Annotated in this window: 13 protein-coding genes; 12 read left to right on the plus strand and 1 reads right to left on the minus strand. The window is 72.6% G+C overall.

Annotated features, from left to right (window positions below; all coding sequences use genetic code 11):
* Nucleotides 1-69 precede the first annotated feature (69 nt).
* The 5 genes from ACGF15_RS26715 to ACGF15_RS26735 all read left to right on the plus strand — a co-directional run bounded on the left by ACGF15_RS26715 (nt 70) and on the right by ACGF15_RS26735 (nt 4,992).
* On the plus strand, nt 70-822 hold the full coding sequence (locus ACGF15_RS26715; protein WP_345612707.1) for a GntR family transcriptional regulator: 753 nt from the start codon (nt 70-72) through the stop codon (nt 820-822).
* A 236-nt stretch (nt 823-1,058) separates the two neighbouring features.
* The gene (locus ACGF15_RS26720) at nt 1,059-1,229 is read left to right on the plus strand and encodes an SPOR domain-containing protein (RefSeq protein WP_256524720.1); all 171 of its coding nucleotides are present in this window, start codon (nt 1,059-1,061) and stop codon (nt 1,227-1,229) included.
* Between the two features lie 87 nt (nt 1,230-1,316).
* Nucleotides 1,317-1,727, plus strand: coding sequence for a (deoxy)nucleoside triphosphate pyrophosphohydrolase (locus tag ACGF15_RS26725; RefSeq protein ID WP_345612710.1), 411 nt, complete (start codon nt 1,317-1,319; stop codon nt 1,725-1,727).
* A 135-nt stretch (nt 1,728-1,862) separates the two neighbouring features.
* Nucleotides 1,863-2,279 carry an ATP-binding protein gene (locus tag ACGF15_RS26730; RefSeq protein ID WP_392802602.1) on the plus strand — a complete coding sequence of 139 codons (417 nt, stop codon included), beginning with the start codon at nt 1,863-1,865 and terminating at the stop codon, nt 2,277-2,279.
* A gap of 148 nt (nt 2,280-2,427) precedes the next feature.
* On the plus strand, nt 2,428-4,992 hold the full coding sequence (locus ACGF15_RS26735) for a SpoIIE family protein phosphatase (RefSeq protein WP_345612714.1): 2,565 nt from the start codon (nt 2,428-2,430) through the stop codon (nt 4,990-4,992).
* Nucleotides 4,993-5,017: 25 nt separating this feature from the next.
* Here the strand turns inward: ACGF15_RS26735 and ACGF15_RS26740 are convergent, their stop codons facing one another.
* A complete protein-coding gene (locus ACGF15_RS26740; RefSeq protein WP_392802606.1) occupies nt 5,018-6,805 on the minus strand; it encodes a TPM domain-containing protein in 1,788 nt (595 codons plus the stop codon).
* A 261-nt stretch (nt 6,806-7,066) separates the two neighbouring features.
* Between ACGF15_RS26740 and ACGF15_RS26745 the strand changes: the two genes are divergently transcribed.
* From ACGF15_RS26745 to ACGF15_RS26775, 7 genes are all read left to right on the plus strand, one after another.
* Nucleotides 7,067-9,424: an ABC transporter family substrate-binding protein gene (locus ACGF15_RS26745; protein ID WP_392802609.1), complete on the plus strand. Its 2,358-nt coding sequence runs from the start codon at nt 7,067-7,069 to the stop codon at nt 9,422-9,424.
* 310 nt (nt 9,425-9,734) lie between these two features.
* The gene (gene typA / locus ACGF15_RS26750; protein WP_345612720.1) at nt 9,735-11,642 is read left to right on the plus strand and encodes a translational GTPase TypA; all 1,908 of its coding nucleotides are present in this window, start codon (nt 9,735-9,737) and stop codon (nt 11,640-11,642) included.
* Between the two features lie 471 nt (nt 11,643-12,113).
* Complete coding sequence (locus ACGF15_RS26755) at nt 12,114-13,754, plus strand: ABC transporter substrate-binding protein (protein WP_345612722.1); 1,641 nt, start codon at nt 12,114-12,116, stop codon at nt 13,752-13,754.
* 97 nt (nt 13,755-13,851) lie between these two features.
* Entirely contained in the window at nt 13,852-14,778 is a 927-nt protein-coding gene (locus ACGF15_RS26760; protein ID WP_345612724.1) for an ABC transporter permease, read from the plus strand.
* A complete protein-coding gene (locus ACGF15_RS26765) occupies nt 14,771-15,718 on the plus strand; it encodes an ABC transporter permease (RefSeq protein WP_345612726.1) in 948 nt (315 codons plus the stop codon). Before ACGF15_RS26760 ends, ACGF15_RS26765 begins: the two co-directional genes overlap by 8 nt.
* Nucleotides 15,719-15,729: 11 nt before the next feature.
* Complete coding sequence (locus ACGF15_RS26770; RefSeq protein ID WP_392802615.1) at nt 15,730-16,788, plus strand: ABC transporter ATP-binding protein; 1,059 nt, start codon at nt 15,730-15,732, stop codon at nt 16,786-16,788.
* Nucleotides 16,781-17,881, plus strand: coding sequence for a dipeptide ABC transporter ATP-binding protein (locus tag ACGF15_RS26775; protein WP_345612729.1), 1,101 nt, complete (start codon nt 16,781-16,783; stop codon nt 17,879-17,881). The genes ACGF15_RS26770 and ACGF15_RS26775 overlap by 8 nt, the downstream gene beginning before the upstream one ends.
* The last annotated feature ends 119 nt before the right edge of the window (nt 17,882-18,000 follow it).

The raw sequence follows: 18,000 nt of genomic DNA on the forward strand, positions 1-18,000 counted from the left end.
CCGCACTTGCGGACGGCAACCTACGGTTGCCAGGCTGTCGCCGTCTGTCAACGTGTTGGGGAGTGGTCAGTGGCCTTCGGTGAGCAGCCTGCCTATCTGCGTGTCGCGAGCGATCTGCGGGAGAAGATCGTGAACGGCTCGCTGCCGCCGCACACCCGGTTGCCCTCGCAGGCCCGCATCCGCGAGGAGTACGGGGTCTCGGACACGGTGGCCCTGGAGGCCCGCAAGGTGCTGATGGCCGAAGGGCTGGTCGAGGGCCGCTCCGGCTCGGGGACGTATGTGCGCGAGCGCCCGGTGCCCCGCCGTGTGGCCCGCTCCGGCTTCCGCCCCGCCTCCGGTGCCTCCCCCTTCCGGCAGGAGCAGGCCGAGGAGGGGGCGCGCGGCTCCTGGGAGTCCGGCAGCGAGCAGGAGCGCGCCACCCCCGAGATCGCGGACCGGCTGGGGGTCGGGCTCGGTGACCGGGTGATGCGCACCCGCTACCTCTACCGGGAGGCCGGCGAGCCCATGATGCTCTCGACCTCCTGGGAGCCGCTGGAGCTCACCGGCCGCACCCCCGTGATGCTGCCCGAGGAGGGGCCGCTCGGCGGTTGCGGGGTCGTGGAGCGGATGGCGGCGATCGACGTCGTCGTGGACAACGTGGCGGAGCAGGTCGGGGCCCGTCCCGGGCTCGCGGAGGAGCTGCTCGCCCTCGGCGGGGTGCCGGGCCATGTGGTCATGGTGATCGAGCGGACCTACTACGCCTCGGGCCGCGCCGTGGAGACGGCGGACGTGGTCGTCCCCGCCGACCGCTACCGCGTGGCCTACCACCTCCCCGTGCGCTGACCCCGCCCCTGCGGGGGCTGCTCGGCGGGGAGGGGCGTGCCCGGTCGGGCTTCCCGCGCCGGGGGGTGCTTCTCGGGCGTGAAGGGGGCGTATCCGGCCGGATGCGCCCCTCGTTGCTGTCTCTTTGTGAAAACCCGTATCCGCTCAGTGAAGGTCAGGCGTACGCTCAGGCATATGCGCACTGCGGTTTCCTGGCGAAGGTTACGGACACTCGGCACGACCGGGGGAGGAGCCCGATGACGGACGGCACCGCCTCGCTCCCCTGGCAGGTGATCCGGCAGGACGACAACGGCAACCGCTACCGGGTCGGCCGCTACGCCACCAGGGACGAGGCCCAGCGCATCGCGGACGCCCTCGTCGCCCGGGGGCGCGAGCAGCTCTACCGGGTGGAGCCCGTGGGCCAGTAGGCGCCCCGGCCCTGACGGCCCGTCGGTGAGCTCCGCCGGCCCTCCCGGCCCGCCCGCGCGCCCGCTGCCGCCCGCTAGGCTCCCGGGGTGACTGATCGTGTGGTGGTGGCCGGTGCCGTGTACGAGGAGGGCCGGCTGCTCGCGGCCCGGCGCAGCGCGCCCGCGGAGCTGGCCGGGCGCTGGGAGCTGCCCGGGGGCAAGGTGGAGGCGGGGGAGGCCCCCGAGGAGGCCCTGGTGCGCGAGCTCCGGGAGGAGCTCGGGGTGGAGGTCCGCCCCCTGGAGCGGATCCCCGGCGAGTGGCCCCTGAAGCCCGGCTACGTCCTGCGGGTGTGGACCGCCCTGCTGGTCCGCGGCCGCCCCGCCCCCCTCCAGGACCACGACGAGCTCCGCTGGCTCGCGCCGCACGAGGCGGACGCCGTCGACTGGCTCGCACAGGACCGGCCCGCGGTGGCGGAGGCGTTCCGGCTGCTCCCGGGAGGGCGCCCGGACCGGGGGTAGCGCCGAAGCGCCCGGGTGCTCCGCCTTCCCCTGCGCCCCTTCCGCCCCGAGGGTCACGGTAGTTCGCACCCGAAACGGGGTATGGGCCCATTAAACGCCCGAAAACGGGCGTGCGGGCCGTCGGTATCCGGGGAAGTGAGCGGCGTGATCGACACGGAGGACCACTGCGTCGAGTGGAACTTCCCGGCGAGGCCCGACGCGGTGCGGGCCGCCCGCCACGCCGTACGGGACACCCTGGGCGCGTGGGGCGTCGACGCCGCCGTCGGCGAGGTGACGGTCCTCCTCGTCAGCGAACTGGTCACCAACTCCCAGCGCTACACCGCCGGCCCCATCGGTGTCAGGATGCGGTGCGCCGCGCCCGACGGCACCCCGCCCACCCTGCTGGTCGAAGTCTCCGACCCGCTGCCCGACCCGCCCACCGAGCGCGCCCCGCGCCCCGAGGACGAAGGGGGCCGCGGGCTGCGGCTCGTGGCCTGCTCCGCGCGCCGCTGGGGCATACGGCGCGGGAGAACGGGCAAGACGGTGTGGTTCGAGCTGGCTCTGACGGGTTAGGAGTCGGGGAGGGACGACGATCACGGGGAACTCGGCCGGAAATGAACGAGACCTCTCTGTGATCGTGAACGCCGTGCCGACCGGGGCCGTAGTGCTGAATACTGCGGTCATGGCCGGTCCGGTGCGGTGAGCTGGAGGGGACGGTCGCGTGAGCGAGATACCTGGGACGGCGAGCGGTGTCGTGTGGCAGAGCAGCCCGCCTGGCTCGATCTATGACTACATCAAGGTCGCATCCTTCTCGATCGGCCCCGACGGCCTGGTCGACCAGTGGAGCAGGCGCGCCGCGGACCTCTTCGGTCTGACCGCCGAGCAGGTCAGGGGCAAGGACCCGGTCGAGGCGTTCCTCCCCGCCGAACTCCGGCTCCGTGGCCACCGCAAGGTCGCCGAGATCCTGGACGGCAAGGAGTGGACCGGGCTGGTCCCCTTCCGCGCCCCCGGAGGCCGGCGGGCCCACGGCCTCGCCGAGATCTACGTGATGCCGAGCGAGGCGCGGGACGGCCGGCAGGCGGCCCTGTGCATCGTCGTCGACGTGCGGGCGCTGCGCCGCATCGAGAGCGACCTCGCCTCCTCCCAGGCCATCTTCGGCCAATCCCCCTTCGGGTTCCTGCTGTTCGGCACCGACCTGACCGTGCAGCGCGCCAACCGCCGTTTCGCCGCCGTGTTCGGCGGCGAGGCCGAGCAGCACCGCGGCCGCACCGTGCACGACTACCTGCCGCGCGCGGAGGCCGAACACCTGGACGCGGCACTGCGCCGCGTCCTGGAGTCCGGCGAGTCCGTGACCGACCTCCAGGTCTCCGGGACCGTGCCCGGCGGAGGGGGCGAGCGCCGGCACTGGTCCGTCAACCTCTACCGCGTGCACGGGGGTTCGGGACGGCCGATCGGCGTGGCCGGGGTCGGCACCGATGTCACGCGCCGTCAGATCGCCGCCCGGGAGGCCGCCAGCGCCCGGCGCAACCTCGCCCTGCTCAACGAGGCCGGAGCCCGTATCGGCAACTCCCTCGACCTGGAGACCACCGCCCGCGAACTGCTGGACGTCGCCGTCCCCGGCTTCTGCGACCTGGCCTCCGTCGACCTCTACCAGGCCCTGCTCACCGGCGAGGAGGCCCCGCCGGGCCAGTTCGGCCCGGCCCACGAGAGCTACGGCGGCGGCAGCGCCGACCTGCGCCGGGTCGCCTTCGCCAGCGCCGTCTCCGACGCGCCCCTGGCCGCCTCCACCGGCGGGACGCCCCCGGTCGCGCTCGGAGAGGTCCACCGCTACCCCTTCAACTCCGCCTGCGCCACCGCGCTGCGCACGGCCGCCGTCCGGGCGCTGCCGGAGGGGGAGGGCGGCCTGGTGCAGTCCGCGCTGGCCGTGCCGATGGTGGCCCACGACACGGTCGTCGGGCTGGTCCAGTTCGCCCGGGCCAAGGGCAGCGAGCCCTTCGGCGAGCGGGACCGCGCACTCGCCGTCGAACTCGCCGCCCGCGCGGCGGTGTGCATCGACAACGCCCGTCTCTACCGGCGGGAGCACGAGAGGGCGCTCATCCTCCAGCGCAGCCTGCTGCCCCCCGGCGACCCCGAGGCCGCCGGGCTGGACATCGCCTGCCGCTATCTGCCGGGCACCACCGCCACCGAGGTCGGGGGCGACTGGTTCGACGTGATCGAGCTGCCCGGCCACCGCACCGCCCTCGTCGTCGGCGACGTCATGGGCAGGGGCCTGCGCGCCGCCGTGGCCATGGGCGAGCTGCGCACGGCGGTGCGCACCCTGGCCCTGCTCGACCTGGAGCCCGCGGAGGTGCTCTCCGCGCTCGACGAGATCGCCCGCGGTCTGGGCGGGCCCGGCACCCGCGCACAGGTGCGCCGCTCCGGCGCGGCGGGCCCGGACGCGGCGGAGCGGTCGGCCGACCTGGCCGAGGTCTACCTGGCCACCTGCGTGTACGCGGTGTACGACCCGGTCACCCGGCGCTGCACCTTCGCCAACGCCGGCCATCTGCCGCCCGTCCTGGTCGAGCCCGGGGAGGAGGCGCTGCTGCTCGACGTGCCGCCCGGGATGCCCCTCGGGGTGGGCGGCGAGCCCTTCGAGGAGGTCGAGGTCGAACTGCCCGAGGGCGCGCTGCTGGCGCTCTACACCGACGGCCTGGTGGAGTCCCGCGACCACCCGCTCGACGAGGGGCTCCACGCCTTCCGCGCGGCCCTGGGCGATCCGGGCCGTGCCCTGGAGGACGTCTGCGACCATGTGCTGACGACCCTGGACACCCGCCACGGCGAGGACGACATCGCCCTGCTGATGGCCCGTATCCAGGGTCTGCCCGCCGACGCGGTGGGCGACTGGCGGCTGCCCCGCGAGCCGCGCTCGGTCGGCCGGGCCCGCGAGCTGGCCCGTGCGCAACTCGACTCCTGGGGCCTGGAGGCGCTGGTCGACACCGTCGAACTGCTCGTCAGCGAACTGGTCACCAACGCGCTGCGCTACGGCGAGGGGGAGATCCGGCTCCGGCTCCTGCGGGACCGCACCCTGGTGTGCGAGGTCTGGGACGCGGGCCTGGTGCAGCCCCGCCGCCGCCGGGCCCGCGACACCGACGAGGGCGGGCGCGGGCTCCAGCTCGTCGGGCTGCTGAGCGCCGGCTGGGGCTCACGGCGCACCCCGCGGGGCAAGACGGTCTGGTTCGAACTCGGGCTGCCGGACGGGACGGGCCCGGCGGAACCGACCGTGGAGCAGCTGCTCAGCATGTTCTGAGCGAGCCGCGGTCGGGCCCGCCGGTTCAGGACCCGCCCTCGTCCTCCCGGTCCCCCTCGTTCGGCCCGCGGGCGGCCCCGCCGCCGAACCGGGCGGGCCGCCCGCCCCCGAGCACCCCGGTGGCCTCCGGGGGCGGCGGGCCGCCGGTGCCGGACTCCCCGGGCAGGACGATCCCGCCCAGCACCGCGCCGCCCGCTCCACCCGGCCGGGTCTCCGCCGCGCCGTCCCCGGGGACGCGCCCGCGCCAGGCCCGTACGTCGTTCCCGGCGAGCGTCAGCGCCTCCCGGGCGAGGGCGTCGGCCCGCTGCGCCTCGACCAGTGCCGAACGGGGATCACCCGCCAGGCCCCCGGGGGCGCCGGACACCCCGGCTCCGCCCGCCCCGGCGCCCTCCGGCCGGCCCGACAGCCCCTCCGCCCGCCCCAGGCGCCGGCGCGCCTCCGCCGCCCGGGTCCGGGCCTCGCCGCCCACCGCGCCCCGGTGCACCGCGATGGCGTCGTCCGCCGCGTGCACCGCCGCCCGCGCGCCCACCAGCGCGCGCTCCAGCAGGGCCCGGGCGCGCAGGGTGCCCCGGTCCGGGCCCGGGGCCTCGGCCAGCTCCCGGTCCAGCGCGCCGTCCGCCTCCTCGATCCTGCGGAGCGCGTCGAGGGGGTCCAACGGCCCGGCGTCCCGCTCCCGCCGCACCTCGGCCGCCACGGTCCCGGCGACGGCCTCCCTGGCCCGCAGCGGGCCGGAGGCGACCGCTCCGGGGCCGAGGGCGTCGAGCAGGGTGCGCGCCGCCGCCAGGTCCGCCTCGGTGTCGGCCAGTGCCTCCGGCAGTCTCCCGGCGGCCTCGGCGAGTTCCCGCGCCCGCCGGTCGACGGCCTCCACCAGGCGTCCCGCCTGGGCCACCGCGGCCTCGGCCGCCCGCACCCGGTCCGCCGCCGCCGCGGTGTCCCCGTCCCCGGCGGCCCGGTGGGCCTCCGCCAGGGCGCCGGCCGCGAACGCCAGCCGGTCCCGCGCGGTCACCACGACCCCGGCGACCGGGGCCGAGGCGGTGGAGGCGTACCGCTCCCGCATCACGCCCAGGGCGGCCTCGGCGTGCAGCATCCGCCCCTCGGCCTCGTCGTGGAGCCGCTGCGCCGCGGCCAGGTCCCGCAGCGCGTTGCGCCGCGGATCCCGCAGCCGGCGGAAGCCCCCCGCCTCGGCGTCCAGCCTCCGGCCCGCCCGGGTGCACCGGGCCACGATCTCGTCGAGCATCCGCCGCCGGGCCGACTCCCCGTCCGGGTAGGCGTCGTCGAGCTGCTGGCGCAGCCGGTACGCGGCGGTCAGCTCCTCCCGGGCGCGGGCGGCGGCCTCGCGGAAGGGCCGGACGGCCTCCTCGCCGCACAGGTCCGCGGCCGTGTGCAGTTCCTCCTCGCTGCCGAGCAGGGCGTTCTCGGTCCCGACCAGGGCGCGTCGGGCCCGGGCGTCGAGCTCGGGCAGCGGGAGGGGGCCGTCGAGGCCCCCGGGGCCGCCGTGGGGCGTGGTGCGGGTGGCGGTGCGGCGGCGGCGCCGGGCGTAGGCGTAGACCGCGAGCGCGCCCGCACCGCCGGCCACGGCGATGGGGAGCACCAGGTCGCCCGCTCCGGATCCGGCGCCCTGGGCGAGGGCGCCGGATCCGGGGGCGGCGGGCCGGGGCGGCGGATCGGGGCGGAGGGCCTCGGCCGGCCGGCCGCCGGCCCGGTCCGGGCCGGGGCGCGCGCCGGATGCGCCGGCGTCGGCGAGGGCGGGACCGGTCAGCCACCACACCGCGGCCAGCGCCGGGAGCAGGGCCTTCGCGGCGGTTCGCGTCACATTCCGGAGGTTAGGACGCGGCCGGGGCACCCGCGACCGGACGGTGACCCCGCCCCGTTCGCCGCCGCGGCCCGGGGGGCGGCCGCCGCCGCGCCGCGCCCGTCCGGGTGAGGGCGCCCGCGGACGGTCTTGGTCCGCGCGGGTGAGTTCACCGCCGCGGACCGCCGTGTCTGCCGCGGCCCTCGGGGACCGTCCACTTCAGTGGAGGAATCGGTGTGATCATCTCCAGAATCGACACAACAGGACCAAGAGGTGCAAGCCATGTCCCAGGTCGAGGTCCCCCGAGGGCGGACGTGCTCCCGAAGGCTTCGCTCCGTCGCCCTGCTCACCGGCGGCGTTCTCGCACTGCCCACCCTGTCGGCGTGCACCGCGGGGGACGACGGGGCCTCGGCCAGGCCGCCCGCCCAGGACATCGCAGCGGCCGGACGCGGCAGCCTCGCCGACGGCGGGACCGTGCGCTGGGCGGTCGACTCCGTCCCCGTGACCCTGAACGCCTTCCAGGCCGACGCGGACGCCACCACCGGCCGGATCGCCTCCGCCGTCCTCCCCGCGCTGTTCACCATGGACGAGCGCGGGCGTCCCGTGCGCAACCCGGACTTCCTGGAGTCCGCCGAGGTCGTCGAGCGCGAGCCGCAGCAGGTCGTGCTCTACAAGCTCAACCAGCAGGCGGTCTGGAGCGACGGCCGGGAGATCGGCGCACCCGACTTCCTCGCCCAGTGGCGCGCGCTGAGCGGCAAGGAGTCGGCCTACTGGACGGCGCGCAACGCCGGGTACGAGCGGATCGAGCGGATCGAGCGCGGCGACAGCGACCTCGAGGTCAAGGTCACCTTCGCCAAGCCCTACGCGGACTGGAAGGCCCTGTTCACCCCGCTGTACCCCAAGGACGTCACCGCCACCCCGGCCGCCTTCAACGACGCCGCCCGCACCAGGCTCGCCGCGACCGCGGGGCCGTTCAGGATCGGCGGGATCGACCGCAAGGCCAAGACCACCACCCTGGTCCGCAACCCCCGCTGGTGGGGTGAGCGGGCCAAGCTGGAGTCGCTGGTGCTGGCCGCGGTGCCCCGCGCCGAGCGGGTCGCCGCGCTGGCCGCGGGCGAGCTGGACGTGGCGGAGGTCGACCGCTCCGCGGCGGACCGCATCGCCTACGCGGCCAAGGACGCCGGCCGCGGCGGGCGCCCGCTCGCCCACGGTCCCGGTGCGGACCTCGCCCCCTCGGCAGCGCTGCTCTCCTGGGCCCGCGCCAACGGCTCCGACACGAGCGCGGCCGAGGCGGCCCGCGCCACCCGGGAGCGGACGGCCGCGGCCCGGGCCGCCTACGCGAAGGAGCAGTCGGCCCTCAAGGGCTTCCGGGTCCGCAGGTCGCTGGAGCCCGCCTACACCCAGCTCGCGATGAACGGCGAGTCCGGTCCGCTGGCCGACCGCCGGGTGCGCCAGGCCGTGGCCCGGGCGATCGACCGCAAGGAGCTGGCGGAGAGCGTCCTGGTCCCGCTCGGCCTGCCCGCCGACCCGCCGGGCAGCCATGTGGCCCTCGCGGGCCAGCCCGCCTACAAGGACTCCAGCGGTGTGCTCGGCGGCCTGGACACCGAGCAGGCCCAGGCGCTCCTCGCCGACGCCGGGTGGACGCCCGGCGGCGCGGTCCCCGGCAAGCAGGAGGAGCAGGCCGCGGGAGCGGAGCAGGAGAAGGCGGACGGGCAGGGGGCCGGGGCCGGGCAGTCCGACAAGCCCGGCGGCCGGGACGCCTCCGACGCCGCCGCCTCCGACGAGGGCCTGTACATCGTCGGCGACGACGACAAGCCCGCCGCCGACATCCGCGCACGGGAGGCCGGCCGGGCCGACACCCGTGTCCTCGCCCCGGCCCCCGCGGCGCTCCTGCAGAGCCTCGCCATCCGGGAGCAGGCGCGGGCGGTCGCCGCCGGGCCGGACGCCTCGGGCACCACCGAGGCCAAGGGCTCGGGGGAGGGCGTGTCCGGGGCCTACGCCCCCCGCGGCACGGCCGCGCCCTCCCCGGCCGCGGCGGGCGGCGCCGTCGGCAAGGACGGCAAGCCGCTGACCCTGCGCTTCGTGCTCCCCTCGGGCCCGGGCTCGGAGGCGCTGCGCTCGGTGGGCGGCAGGATCTCCGCGATGCTGGAGCGCATCGGCATCCGCACCGAGATCACCAAGGTCGCCGACGAGGGCTACTTCACGGACCACATCGCCTCCGGCGACTACGACCTGGCCCTGTACTCCTGGCCCGCCAGCGCCTACCCGGCCACGGACGCGCGGCCCATCCACGCCAAGCCCCGGCCCGCCTCGGACGGCTCGCTGCTGGTGGAGCAGAACTACACCCGCGTGGGCACCGACTACATCGACCAGCTGTTCGACCAGGCGGCGGCGGAGCTGGACGAGGACGAGGCCCGCGACCTGATCCGGCGCGCGGACGCCCGGATCTGGGCCGCGGCCGGCTCGGTCCCGCTCTACCAGCGCCCCGACCTGGTCGCCGTGAAGTCCTCCCTGGCCAACATCGGCGCCTTCGGCTTCGAGACGCCCCGCTACCAGGACATCGGCTACCGCAAGGACGCGGCACCCGAGGGCGCGGACGGGGCGGAGGGCGCGACCGGGCGGGAGACCGCCGCCGGATGACCGCCGGGGCGGCTTCGAACGGGTGACCCCTTCGTGACGCGGCCCTCGCAAGCTCTGGAACAGCTCAACTCCCTTGCCCGCCGGCCACCCCGGCGGGCAGGGTCGTCTCCGGCCCCCGACCCGGGCTCCCGGGGCCGCGGCACCCCGCGCCCGCGGCGTGATCCTCGTCTCTTCCCCCCGTCCCCTCCCGCCGGGGAAGCCCCTTGCGCGGCAGCCCCGTACCATGGGAGGCAGCCGTGGCGCGTCCGCCCGGCGGGCGTACGAGGAACTTCACGCCGAATCCCCGACCCGAGAGAAGCGCAAGCCACCCATGCCCACGCGCCACGACATCCGCAACGTCGCCATCGTCGCCCACGTCGACCACGGCAAGACGACCATCGTCGACGCCATGCTCAAGCAGGCCGGTGCCTTCGCCGCCCACCAGCTCGACTCCGTCGACGACCGGGTCATGGACTCGAACGACCTGGAGCGTGAGAAGGGCATCACGATCCTCGCCAAGAACACGGCGGTGAAGTACCACCCCAAGGACGGCGGGGCGCCCATCACGATCAACATCATCGACACCCCCGGTCACGCCGACTTCGGCGGCGAGGTCGAGCGCGGCCTGTCGATGGTGGACGCCGTGGTGCTGCTGGTGGACGCCTCCGAGGGCCCGCTGCCGCAGACCCGCTTCGTGCTCCGCAAGGCGCTCCAGGCCCGGATGCCGGTCATCCTCTGCATCAACAAGACCGACCGCCCGGACTCCCGCATCGACGAGGTCGTCAACGAGACCTACGACCTCTTCCTCGACCTGGACGCGGACGAGGACCAGATCGAGTTCCCGATCGTCTACGCCTGCGGCCGCGACGGCGTCGCCTCGCTGACCAAGCCCGAGGACGGCACGGTCCCGGCGGACTCCACCAGCCTGGAGCCCTTCTTCTCCACGATCCTGGAGCACGTCCCCGCCCCGGTGTACGAGGAGGAGGCCCCGCTCCAGGCGCACGTCACCAACCTCGACGCCGACAACTTCCTCGGCCGTATCGCGCTGCTGCGCGTCGAGCAGGGCGAGCTGCGCAAGGGGCAGACCGTCGCCTGGATCAAGCGCGACGGCAGCATCTCCAACGTCCGCATCAGCGAGCTGATGATGACCGAGGCGCTCACCCGCAAGCCCGCCGAGGTGGCCGGCCCGGGCGACATCTGCGCCGTCGCGGGCATCCCCGAGATCATGATCGGCGAGACCCTGGCGGACCCGGAGAACCCGGTGGCGCTGCCGCTGATCACCGTCGACGAGCCCGCCATCTCCATGGTGATCGGCACCAACACCTCGCCGCTCGTCGGCCGCGGCGGCACGGGCAAGGGCGCGGACGCCAAGGCGGCCGTGAAGGACCGCAAGGTGACCGCCCGTCAGGTCAAGGACCGCCTCGACCGCGAGCTCGTCGGCAACGTCTCGCTCCGCGTGCTGGACACCGAGCGCCCCGACGCCTGGGAGGTGCAGGGCCGCGGCGAGCTGGCGCTGGCCATCCTGGTCGAGCAGATGCGCCGTGAGGGCTTCGAACTCACCATCGGCAAGCCCCAGGTCGTCACCAAGGAGGTCGACGGCAAGGTCCACGAGCCGGTCGAGCGGATGACGATCGACGTGCCCGAGGAGCACATGGGCGCCGTCACCCAGCTGATGGGCGTCCGCAAGGGCCGCATGGACAACATGTCGAACCACGGCTCCGGCTGGGTGCGCATGGAGTTCGTGGTCCCCTCCCGCGGCCTGATCGGCTTCCGCACGGAGTTCCTGACCAACACCCGCGGCACCGGGATCGCCCACTCGATCCACGAGGGCCACGAGCCGTGGTTCGGCACCCTGACGACCCGTAACAACGGCTCCCTGGTCGCCGACCGCTCCGGCGCCGTGACCGGCTTCGCCATGACCAACCTCCAGGAGCGCGGTGTGCTCTTCGTGGAGCCGGGCACCGAGGTCTACGAGGGCATGATCGTCGGCGAGAACTCCCGCTCGGACGACATGGACGTGAACATCACCAAGGAGAAGAAGCTCACCAACATGCGCTCCTCCACGGCCGATGTCGCGGAGTCCATCGTTCCGCCGCGCAAGCTCTCGCTGGAGCAGTCCCTGGAGTTCTGCCGCGACGACGAGTGCGTCGAGGTGACCCCGGAGGCCGTGCGCATCCGCAAGGTCGTCCTGGACCAGCGCGAGCGCGCCCGCACCGCCTCGCGCGCCAAGCACGGCTGAGCGGGCACCGCGCCCGGCCGCCGGGACCGGTCCCGGGCGTGAGGACTGACGCCCTTTCAGTCAATTCGGGCAAATAACGCATAGCTCCATCACGGCCCCCCGCGTCCACCGCGGGGGGCCGTGGCGTGCGTCAAGTCGGTTTACCGTGCCGGGTGTCCGCATATCGGCCGTCGCTCTCCGGAACATGTGTTAACGGTCCGTTTCGCGGGTGTCTGTCTGTGCTCGCTTTGTCCGGATTTCGATTCGACGGCCCCGGGTGATGTTGTCAAAACGAGACCCTTTAAGTGTGGTTTACGGCCCGGACGTACTTAATAGTTGGCTCCATTGAGCTCGGGTCAATGGGTCATGCGCTGTGGGGAGCGCCGACTCACGAGCACACTCGGGTCATTGACACGGCGTCGTCAGGGGTGTCGGCGCCACCCACGTCAGTGGCCCTCATGTAGCGACAAGTGGACTCATGAGGAGGAACCCATGCGTGGTGCCAAGAGCGCCAAGTGGGTCGCGGGTGCGATAGTCGTCGCCCTGGCCGCAACTGCCTGTGGCAGCGGAAGTGACGAAGGCAACGGCGACAAGGGCGAGGGGGGCAAGGGCGGCGCGTTCAGCATGAACATCGCCGAGCCCAAGCGCCTCGTCCCGCAGGCGGCCACGGAGTCCGGTGGCTCCCAGGTCCTGTCGGGCCTGTTCACGCCGCTCGTCGAGTTCGACGCCCAGAACCAGCCCGTCCTGGCCGCCGCGGAGTCCATCGAGAGCACGGACAACAAGGTCTGGACGATCAAGCTCAAGGACGCCACCTGGCACGACGGCACCCCCGTCACCGCCAAGGACTACGTGGGCGCCTGGAACTGGGGCGCCTACGGTCCCAACGCCGCCGACGGCAACTACTTCTTCGGCACCATCCAGGGCTACGACGAGATGAACCCCGTCGACCCGGACGGCGAGGAGGGCCCGAAGAAGGCCCCCGAGCCCTCGGCCAAGGAGCTGTCCGGCCTGAAGGCCGTCGACGACAAGACCATCGAGGTCACCCTCAAGGCCCCGTTCGCCGGCTACAAGTCCGTCCTCGGCTACACGGTCTTCTACCCGATGCCGCAGTCGGCGCTGACCGACATCAAGGCGTACGAAGAGGCGCCGATCGGCCAGGGCCCGTTCCAGATGGACGGCAAGTGGGAGCACGACAAGGCCGTCAAGGTCAAGGCGTACGCGGACTACAAGCTCGGTGACAAGCCGAAGGTCGACGCGGTCGAGTTCCGGATCTACCAGGACCAGAACACCGCCTACAACGACCTGCTCGCCAACAACCTCGACGTCGTGGACCAGATCCCGACCGAGGTCATGGGCACCGCCCCGAGCGAGCTGGGCGACCGCTTCAAGTCCTCCGAGGCGTCCACCTTCCAGTTCGTCGCCTTCCCGACGTACGACAAGAAGTTCTCCGACCCGCGCGTCCGCAAGGCCATCTCCATGGCCATCGACCGCGACGAGATCATCAAGGTCGTCTTCCAGAACTCGCAGTCCTCCGCCGACGCGTTCGTCTCCCCGGTCGTGGGCGGCTACCGCGAGGGCGCCTGCGGCGACGCCTGCAAGTTCAACCCGACCGAGGCCAAGAAGCTGCTCGCCGAGGCCGGCGGCATCGAGGGCAACAAGATCAACATCGGCCACAACGCCGACGGTGGTCACGAGCAGTGGATCAACGCCACCTGCGACCAGCTGAAGAAGAACCTCGGCATCGAGTGCGTCGGCCAGGCCGTGCCGAAGTTCGCCGAGCTGCTGAAGCAGGTCGAGGAGAAGAAGTTCTCCGGCATGTTCCGCCTCGGCTGGATCATGGACTACCCGTCGATGGAGAACTACCTCGGCCCGCTGTTCTCCACGGACGGTTCCTCCAACTACTACGGCTACAGCAACAAGGACTTCGACCGCCTGGTCCAGGAGGGCCGCGAGGCGAAGACCGAGGCCGAGGCCATCACCAAGTGGCAGGCCGCCGAGGACATCCTCGTCAAGGACATGCCGGTGATCCCGCTGCGCTTTGGCAAGAACGTCTTCGGTCACTCGACCAACGTCAAGAACGTTGAGATGAACCTGTTCAACCAGGTCGAGCTCACCAAGGTCGAGAAGGCCTGACGGCCCGGCGCCCGAGGGCGCCGCACAGTACATCAGGGCCTGAGCGACGAGGGGTGGCGGTACGAGCCGCCCCTCGTCGTTCCCACGAGGAGGAACCATGGGCCGCTACGTCTTGAGACGGCTGCTCCAGATGGTCCCGGTCATCATCGGGACCACATTCCTGGTCTTCGCGCTCGTCACCGAAATGGGTGGTGACCCCGTACAGAACCTGTACGGAGAGCGTCCGGTACCAGAGAGCATCAGAGTTGCGCTGACCGCGCAGTACCACCTGGACGACCCGCTGCCGGTGAGATACGGCTACTACGTCTCGGGTCTCCTGCAGGGCGACTTCGGAACCAGCCTCAGCGGTTCCCGCCCGATCAGCGAGATGATCGCCGACGCATGGCCGGAGACCCTCAAGGTCGCCGCCATCGCCTTCGTCTTCGAGATGGTCGTCGGTGTCGCGGCCGGCGTGCTGGCGGGCATGAGACGCGGCAAGTTCCTGGACAACCTGGTGCTGCTGTCCACCCTCACGGTGATCGCCGTCCCGATCTTCGTGCTGGGGCAGACGGCCCAGATCTTCCTCGGCGTCAAGGCCGGGATCTTCCCGGTGTCGGGTACCAACGAGGGCTTCATGAGCTATCTGCTGCCCGGTCTGGTGCTCGGTTCGGTCTCCCTCGCCTACATCGCGCGGCTGGCGCGCGCCTCGGTGGCGGAGAACCTGCGGATGGACTACGTCCGCACGGCCAAGGCCAAGGGCCTCTCGCCGTCCCGGATCACGGGCGTCCACGTCCTGCGCAACTCCCTGATCCCGGTGGTCACCTTCCTCGGCGCGGACCTCGGCACCCTGATGGGCGGGGCCATCGTCACCGAGCGGATCTTCAACATCCCCGGTGTCGGATACAACCTCTTCAAGGCGATCCAGATCGAGGACGGACCGGCGCTCGTCGGCTTCGTCACCCTGCTGGTGCTGGTCTACGTGGTGATGGCCCTGATCGTGGACCTCCTCTACGCCGTGCTCGACCCGAGGATTCGCTATGCCTGACGTGACCAACACCGCAGTCACCCCGGAAGCGGCCGCGGCGACCCCCGCCGCACCCCAGCACTCGAAGAAGCCCGAGAAGTCGCGCAGCCTCCTCCAGGACGCGGTCCGCGACCTGGTGCGCCGCCCGCTCTTCCTCATCGCGTCGGGCATCATCTTCGTCCTGCTGCTGATGGCGGCCTTCCCGACGTTCTTCGCCAGCGCCGACCCGCAGCTCTGCGAGCTCTCCCGCTCGCTGCAGAAGCCCAGCGCCGACGCCTGGTTCGGCTACGACGCCCGCGGCTGCGACGTCTACGCCCGCACCATCCACGGCGCCCGCACCTCCATCACGGTGGGTGTGCTCGCGACCCTGGGCTCCGCGCTGATCGCGCTCCTGCTCGGCCTGGTCGCCGGCTTCTACGGCCGCTGGGTGGACGCCCTGATCTCCCGCGGCATCGACATCGTGATGGGCATCCCGTTCCTCGTGGGCGCCATCGTCATCCTCAACACCTTCCGTGACGAGGACGGCTTCCGCACCGGCGGCATCTGGGGCGTGCTCACCGCCCTGACGGTCCTCGGCTGGATGAGCATGGCGCGCATCATGCGCTCCACCGTCATCCAGACCAAGCAGGCCGACTACGTGACCGCGGCCCGCTCGCTGGGCGCGTCCACCAGCCGGCTGATGTTCCGCCATGTGCTGCCCAACGCCCTGACCCCGCTGATCGTGCTCGCCACGATCTCGCTCGGTGTGATCATCTCCGTCGAGGCGACGCTGAGCTTCCTCGGTGTCGGCATCCAGGAGCCCACCATCTCCTGGGGCGTGATGATCAACCAGTCGCTGGGCCGGATCCGTGAGGCCCTGCACCCGCTCCTGTTCCCCGCCGGCTTCGTGAGCGTCACGGTTCTGGCGTTCATCATGCTCGGCGACGCGGTGCGCGACGCCCTCGACCCCAAGCTGCGCTGAGGGAGGCGTACGTGACCATCATCGACAAGACGGCGGACGTCCCGGCCCCCCGCGGCGCCGGGGACCACGAGGGCCCGCTCCTCGACGTGCGCGACCTGCACGTGGAGTTCCACACCCGCGAGGGTGTCGCGCAGGCCGTGAACGGCGTCAACTACACGGTCTCGGCCGGCGAGACCCTCGCGGTCCTCGGCGAGTCGGGCTCCGGCAAGTCCGTGACCGCGCAGGCCATCATGGGCATCCTCGACATGCCCCCCGGGCGCATCCCCAAGGGCGAGGTGCTCTTCCGCGGCCGTGACCTGCTCACCATGTCGCCCGAGGAGCGCCGCAAGATCCGCGGCTCGAAGATCGCCATGATCTTCCAGGACGCGCTCTCCTCGCTGAACCCGGTCCTCACCGTCGGCTACCAGCTCGGCGAGATGTTCCGGGTGCACCAGGGCCTCTCCAAGAAGGAGGCCAAGGTCAAGGCCATCGAGCTGATGGACCGGGTGAAGATCCCCGCCGCCGCGGCGCGGGTCAACGACTACCCCCACCAGTTCTCCGGCGGTATGCGCCAGCGCATCATGATCGCCATGGCGCTGGCCCTGGAGCCGGACCTGATCATCGCGGACGAGCCCACCACGGCGCTCGACGTCACCGTCCAGGCCCAGGTCATGGACCTGCTCGCGGAGCTCCAGCGCGAGTACAACATGGGCCTGATCCTGATCACCCACGACCTCGGCGTGGTGGCCGACGTCGCGGACAAGATCGCCGTGATGTACGCGGGCCGGATCGTGGAGACGGCCCCCGTGCACGAGCTCTACCAGCGCCCGGCCCATCCGTACACCCGGGGTCTGCTGGACTCCATCCCGCGCCTGGACCAGAAGGGCCAGGAGCTGTACGCGATCAAGGGCCTGCCGCCCAACCTGCTCAAGATCCCCTCGGGCTGCGCCTTCAACCCGCGCTGCCCCAAGGCGCAGGACGTCTGCCGCACCGACGTCCCGGTCCTGCACCCGGTGACCGAGCAGGACGGCGGGGAGCTGCCCGGCCGCGGAAGCGCGTGCCACTTCTGGAAGGAGACGATCCATGGCTGAGCTCACGAAGGACGGCGAGGCCGTGGACCCGACCCCCTCCGCCGCGCTCGACGCGCCCGTCGGGCGGGGTGAGCCGATCCTGCAGGTGCGCAACCTGGTCAAGCACTTCCCGCTGACCCAGGGCATCCTGTTCAAGAAGCAGATCGGCGCGGTCAAGGCCGTGGACGGCATCTCCTTCGACCTCTACCAGGGCGAGACCCTGGGGATCGTCGGCGAGTCCGGCTGCGGCAAGTCCACCGTGGCCAAGCTGCTGATGATGCTGGAGACGGCCACCTCCGGCGAGGTGTTCTACAAGGGCCAGGACATCACCAAGCTGTCCGGCAGGGCGCTCAAGGCCGTCCGCCGCAACATCCAGATGGTGTTCCAGGACCCCTACACCTCGCTCGACCCGCGGATGACGGTCGGCGACATCATCGGGGAGCCCTTCGAGATCCACCCCGAGGTGGCCCCGAAGGGCGACCGCCGCAAGAAGGTGCAGGAGCTGCTGGACGTCGTCGGGCTCAACCCCGAGTACATCCACCGCTACCCGCACCAGTTCTCCGGCGGCCAGCGCCAGCGCATCGGCATCGCCCGCGGCCTCGCGCTCAACCCGGAGATCATCATCTGCGACGAGCCGGTCTCCGCGCTGGACGTCTCGGTGCAGGCGCAGGTCATCAACCTGATGGAGAAGCTCCAGGACGAGTTCAACCTCTCCTACATCTTCATCGCGCACGACCTGTCGATCGTCCGCCACATCTCCGACCGGGTCGGCGTGATGTACCTGGGCAAGATGGCCGAGATCGGCACCGACGTGCAGATCTACGACCACCCGACCCACCCCTACACCCAGGCGCTGCTCTCCGCGGTTCCGGTGCCGGACCCGGCCGCCCGCGAGGGCCGCGACCGGATCATCCTCACCGGTGACGTCCCCTCGCCGGCCAACCCCCCGTCGGGCTGCCGCTTCCGCACCCGGTGCTGGAAGGCCGAGGAGAAGTGCTCCATCGAGGTGCCGCTGCTGGCGGTCCCGGCCCCGTTCGTCGGCAGGGACACCCCGGCCGCGCACGAGTCGGCGTGCCACTTCGCCGAGGAGAAGGACGTCGTCCACGTCCGCTGACCCCCTCGCGTGCAACCGGTGCCCGTCCCGCCCTCCGGCGGGGCGGGCACCGTCGCGTCCGGGGCGGGTGCCGGCCGGCGGGAAAAACGTTTGCGGCCGCCCCCGCGCCGCCCGGAGAG

The organism is Streptomyces sp. NPDC048001 (assembly GCF_043203115.1).
GTDB classification, from domain to species: Bacteria; Actinomycetota; Actinomycetes; order Streptomycetales; family Streptomycetaceae; genus Streptomyces; species Streptomyces sanyensis.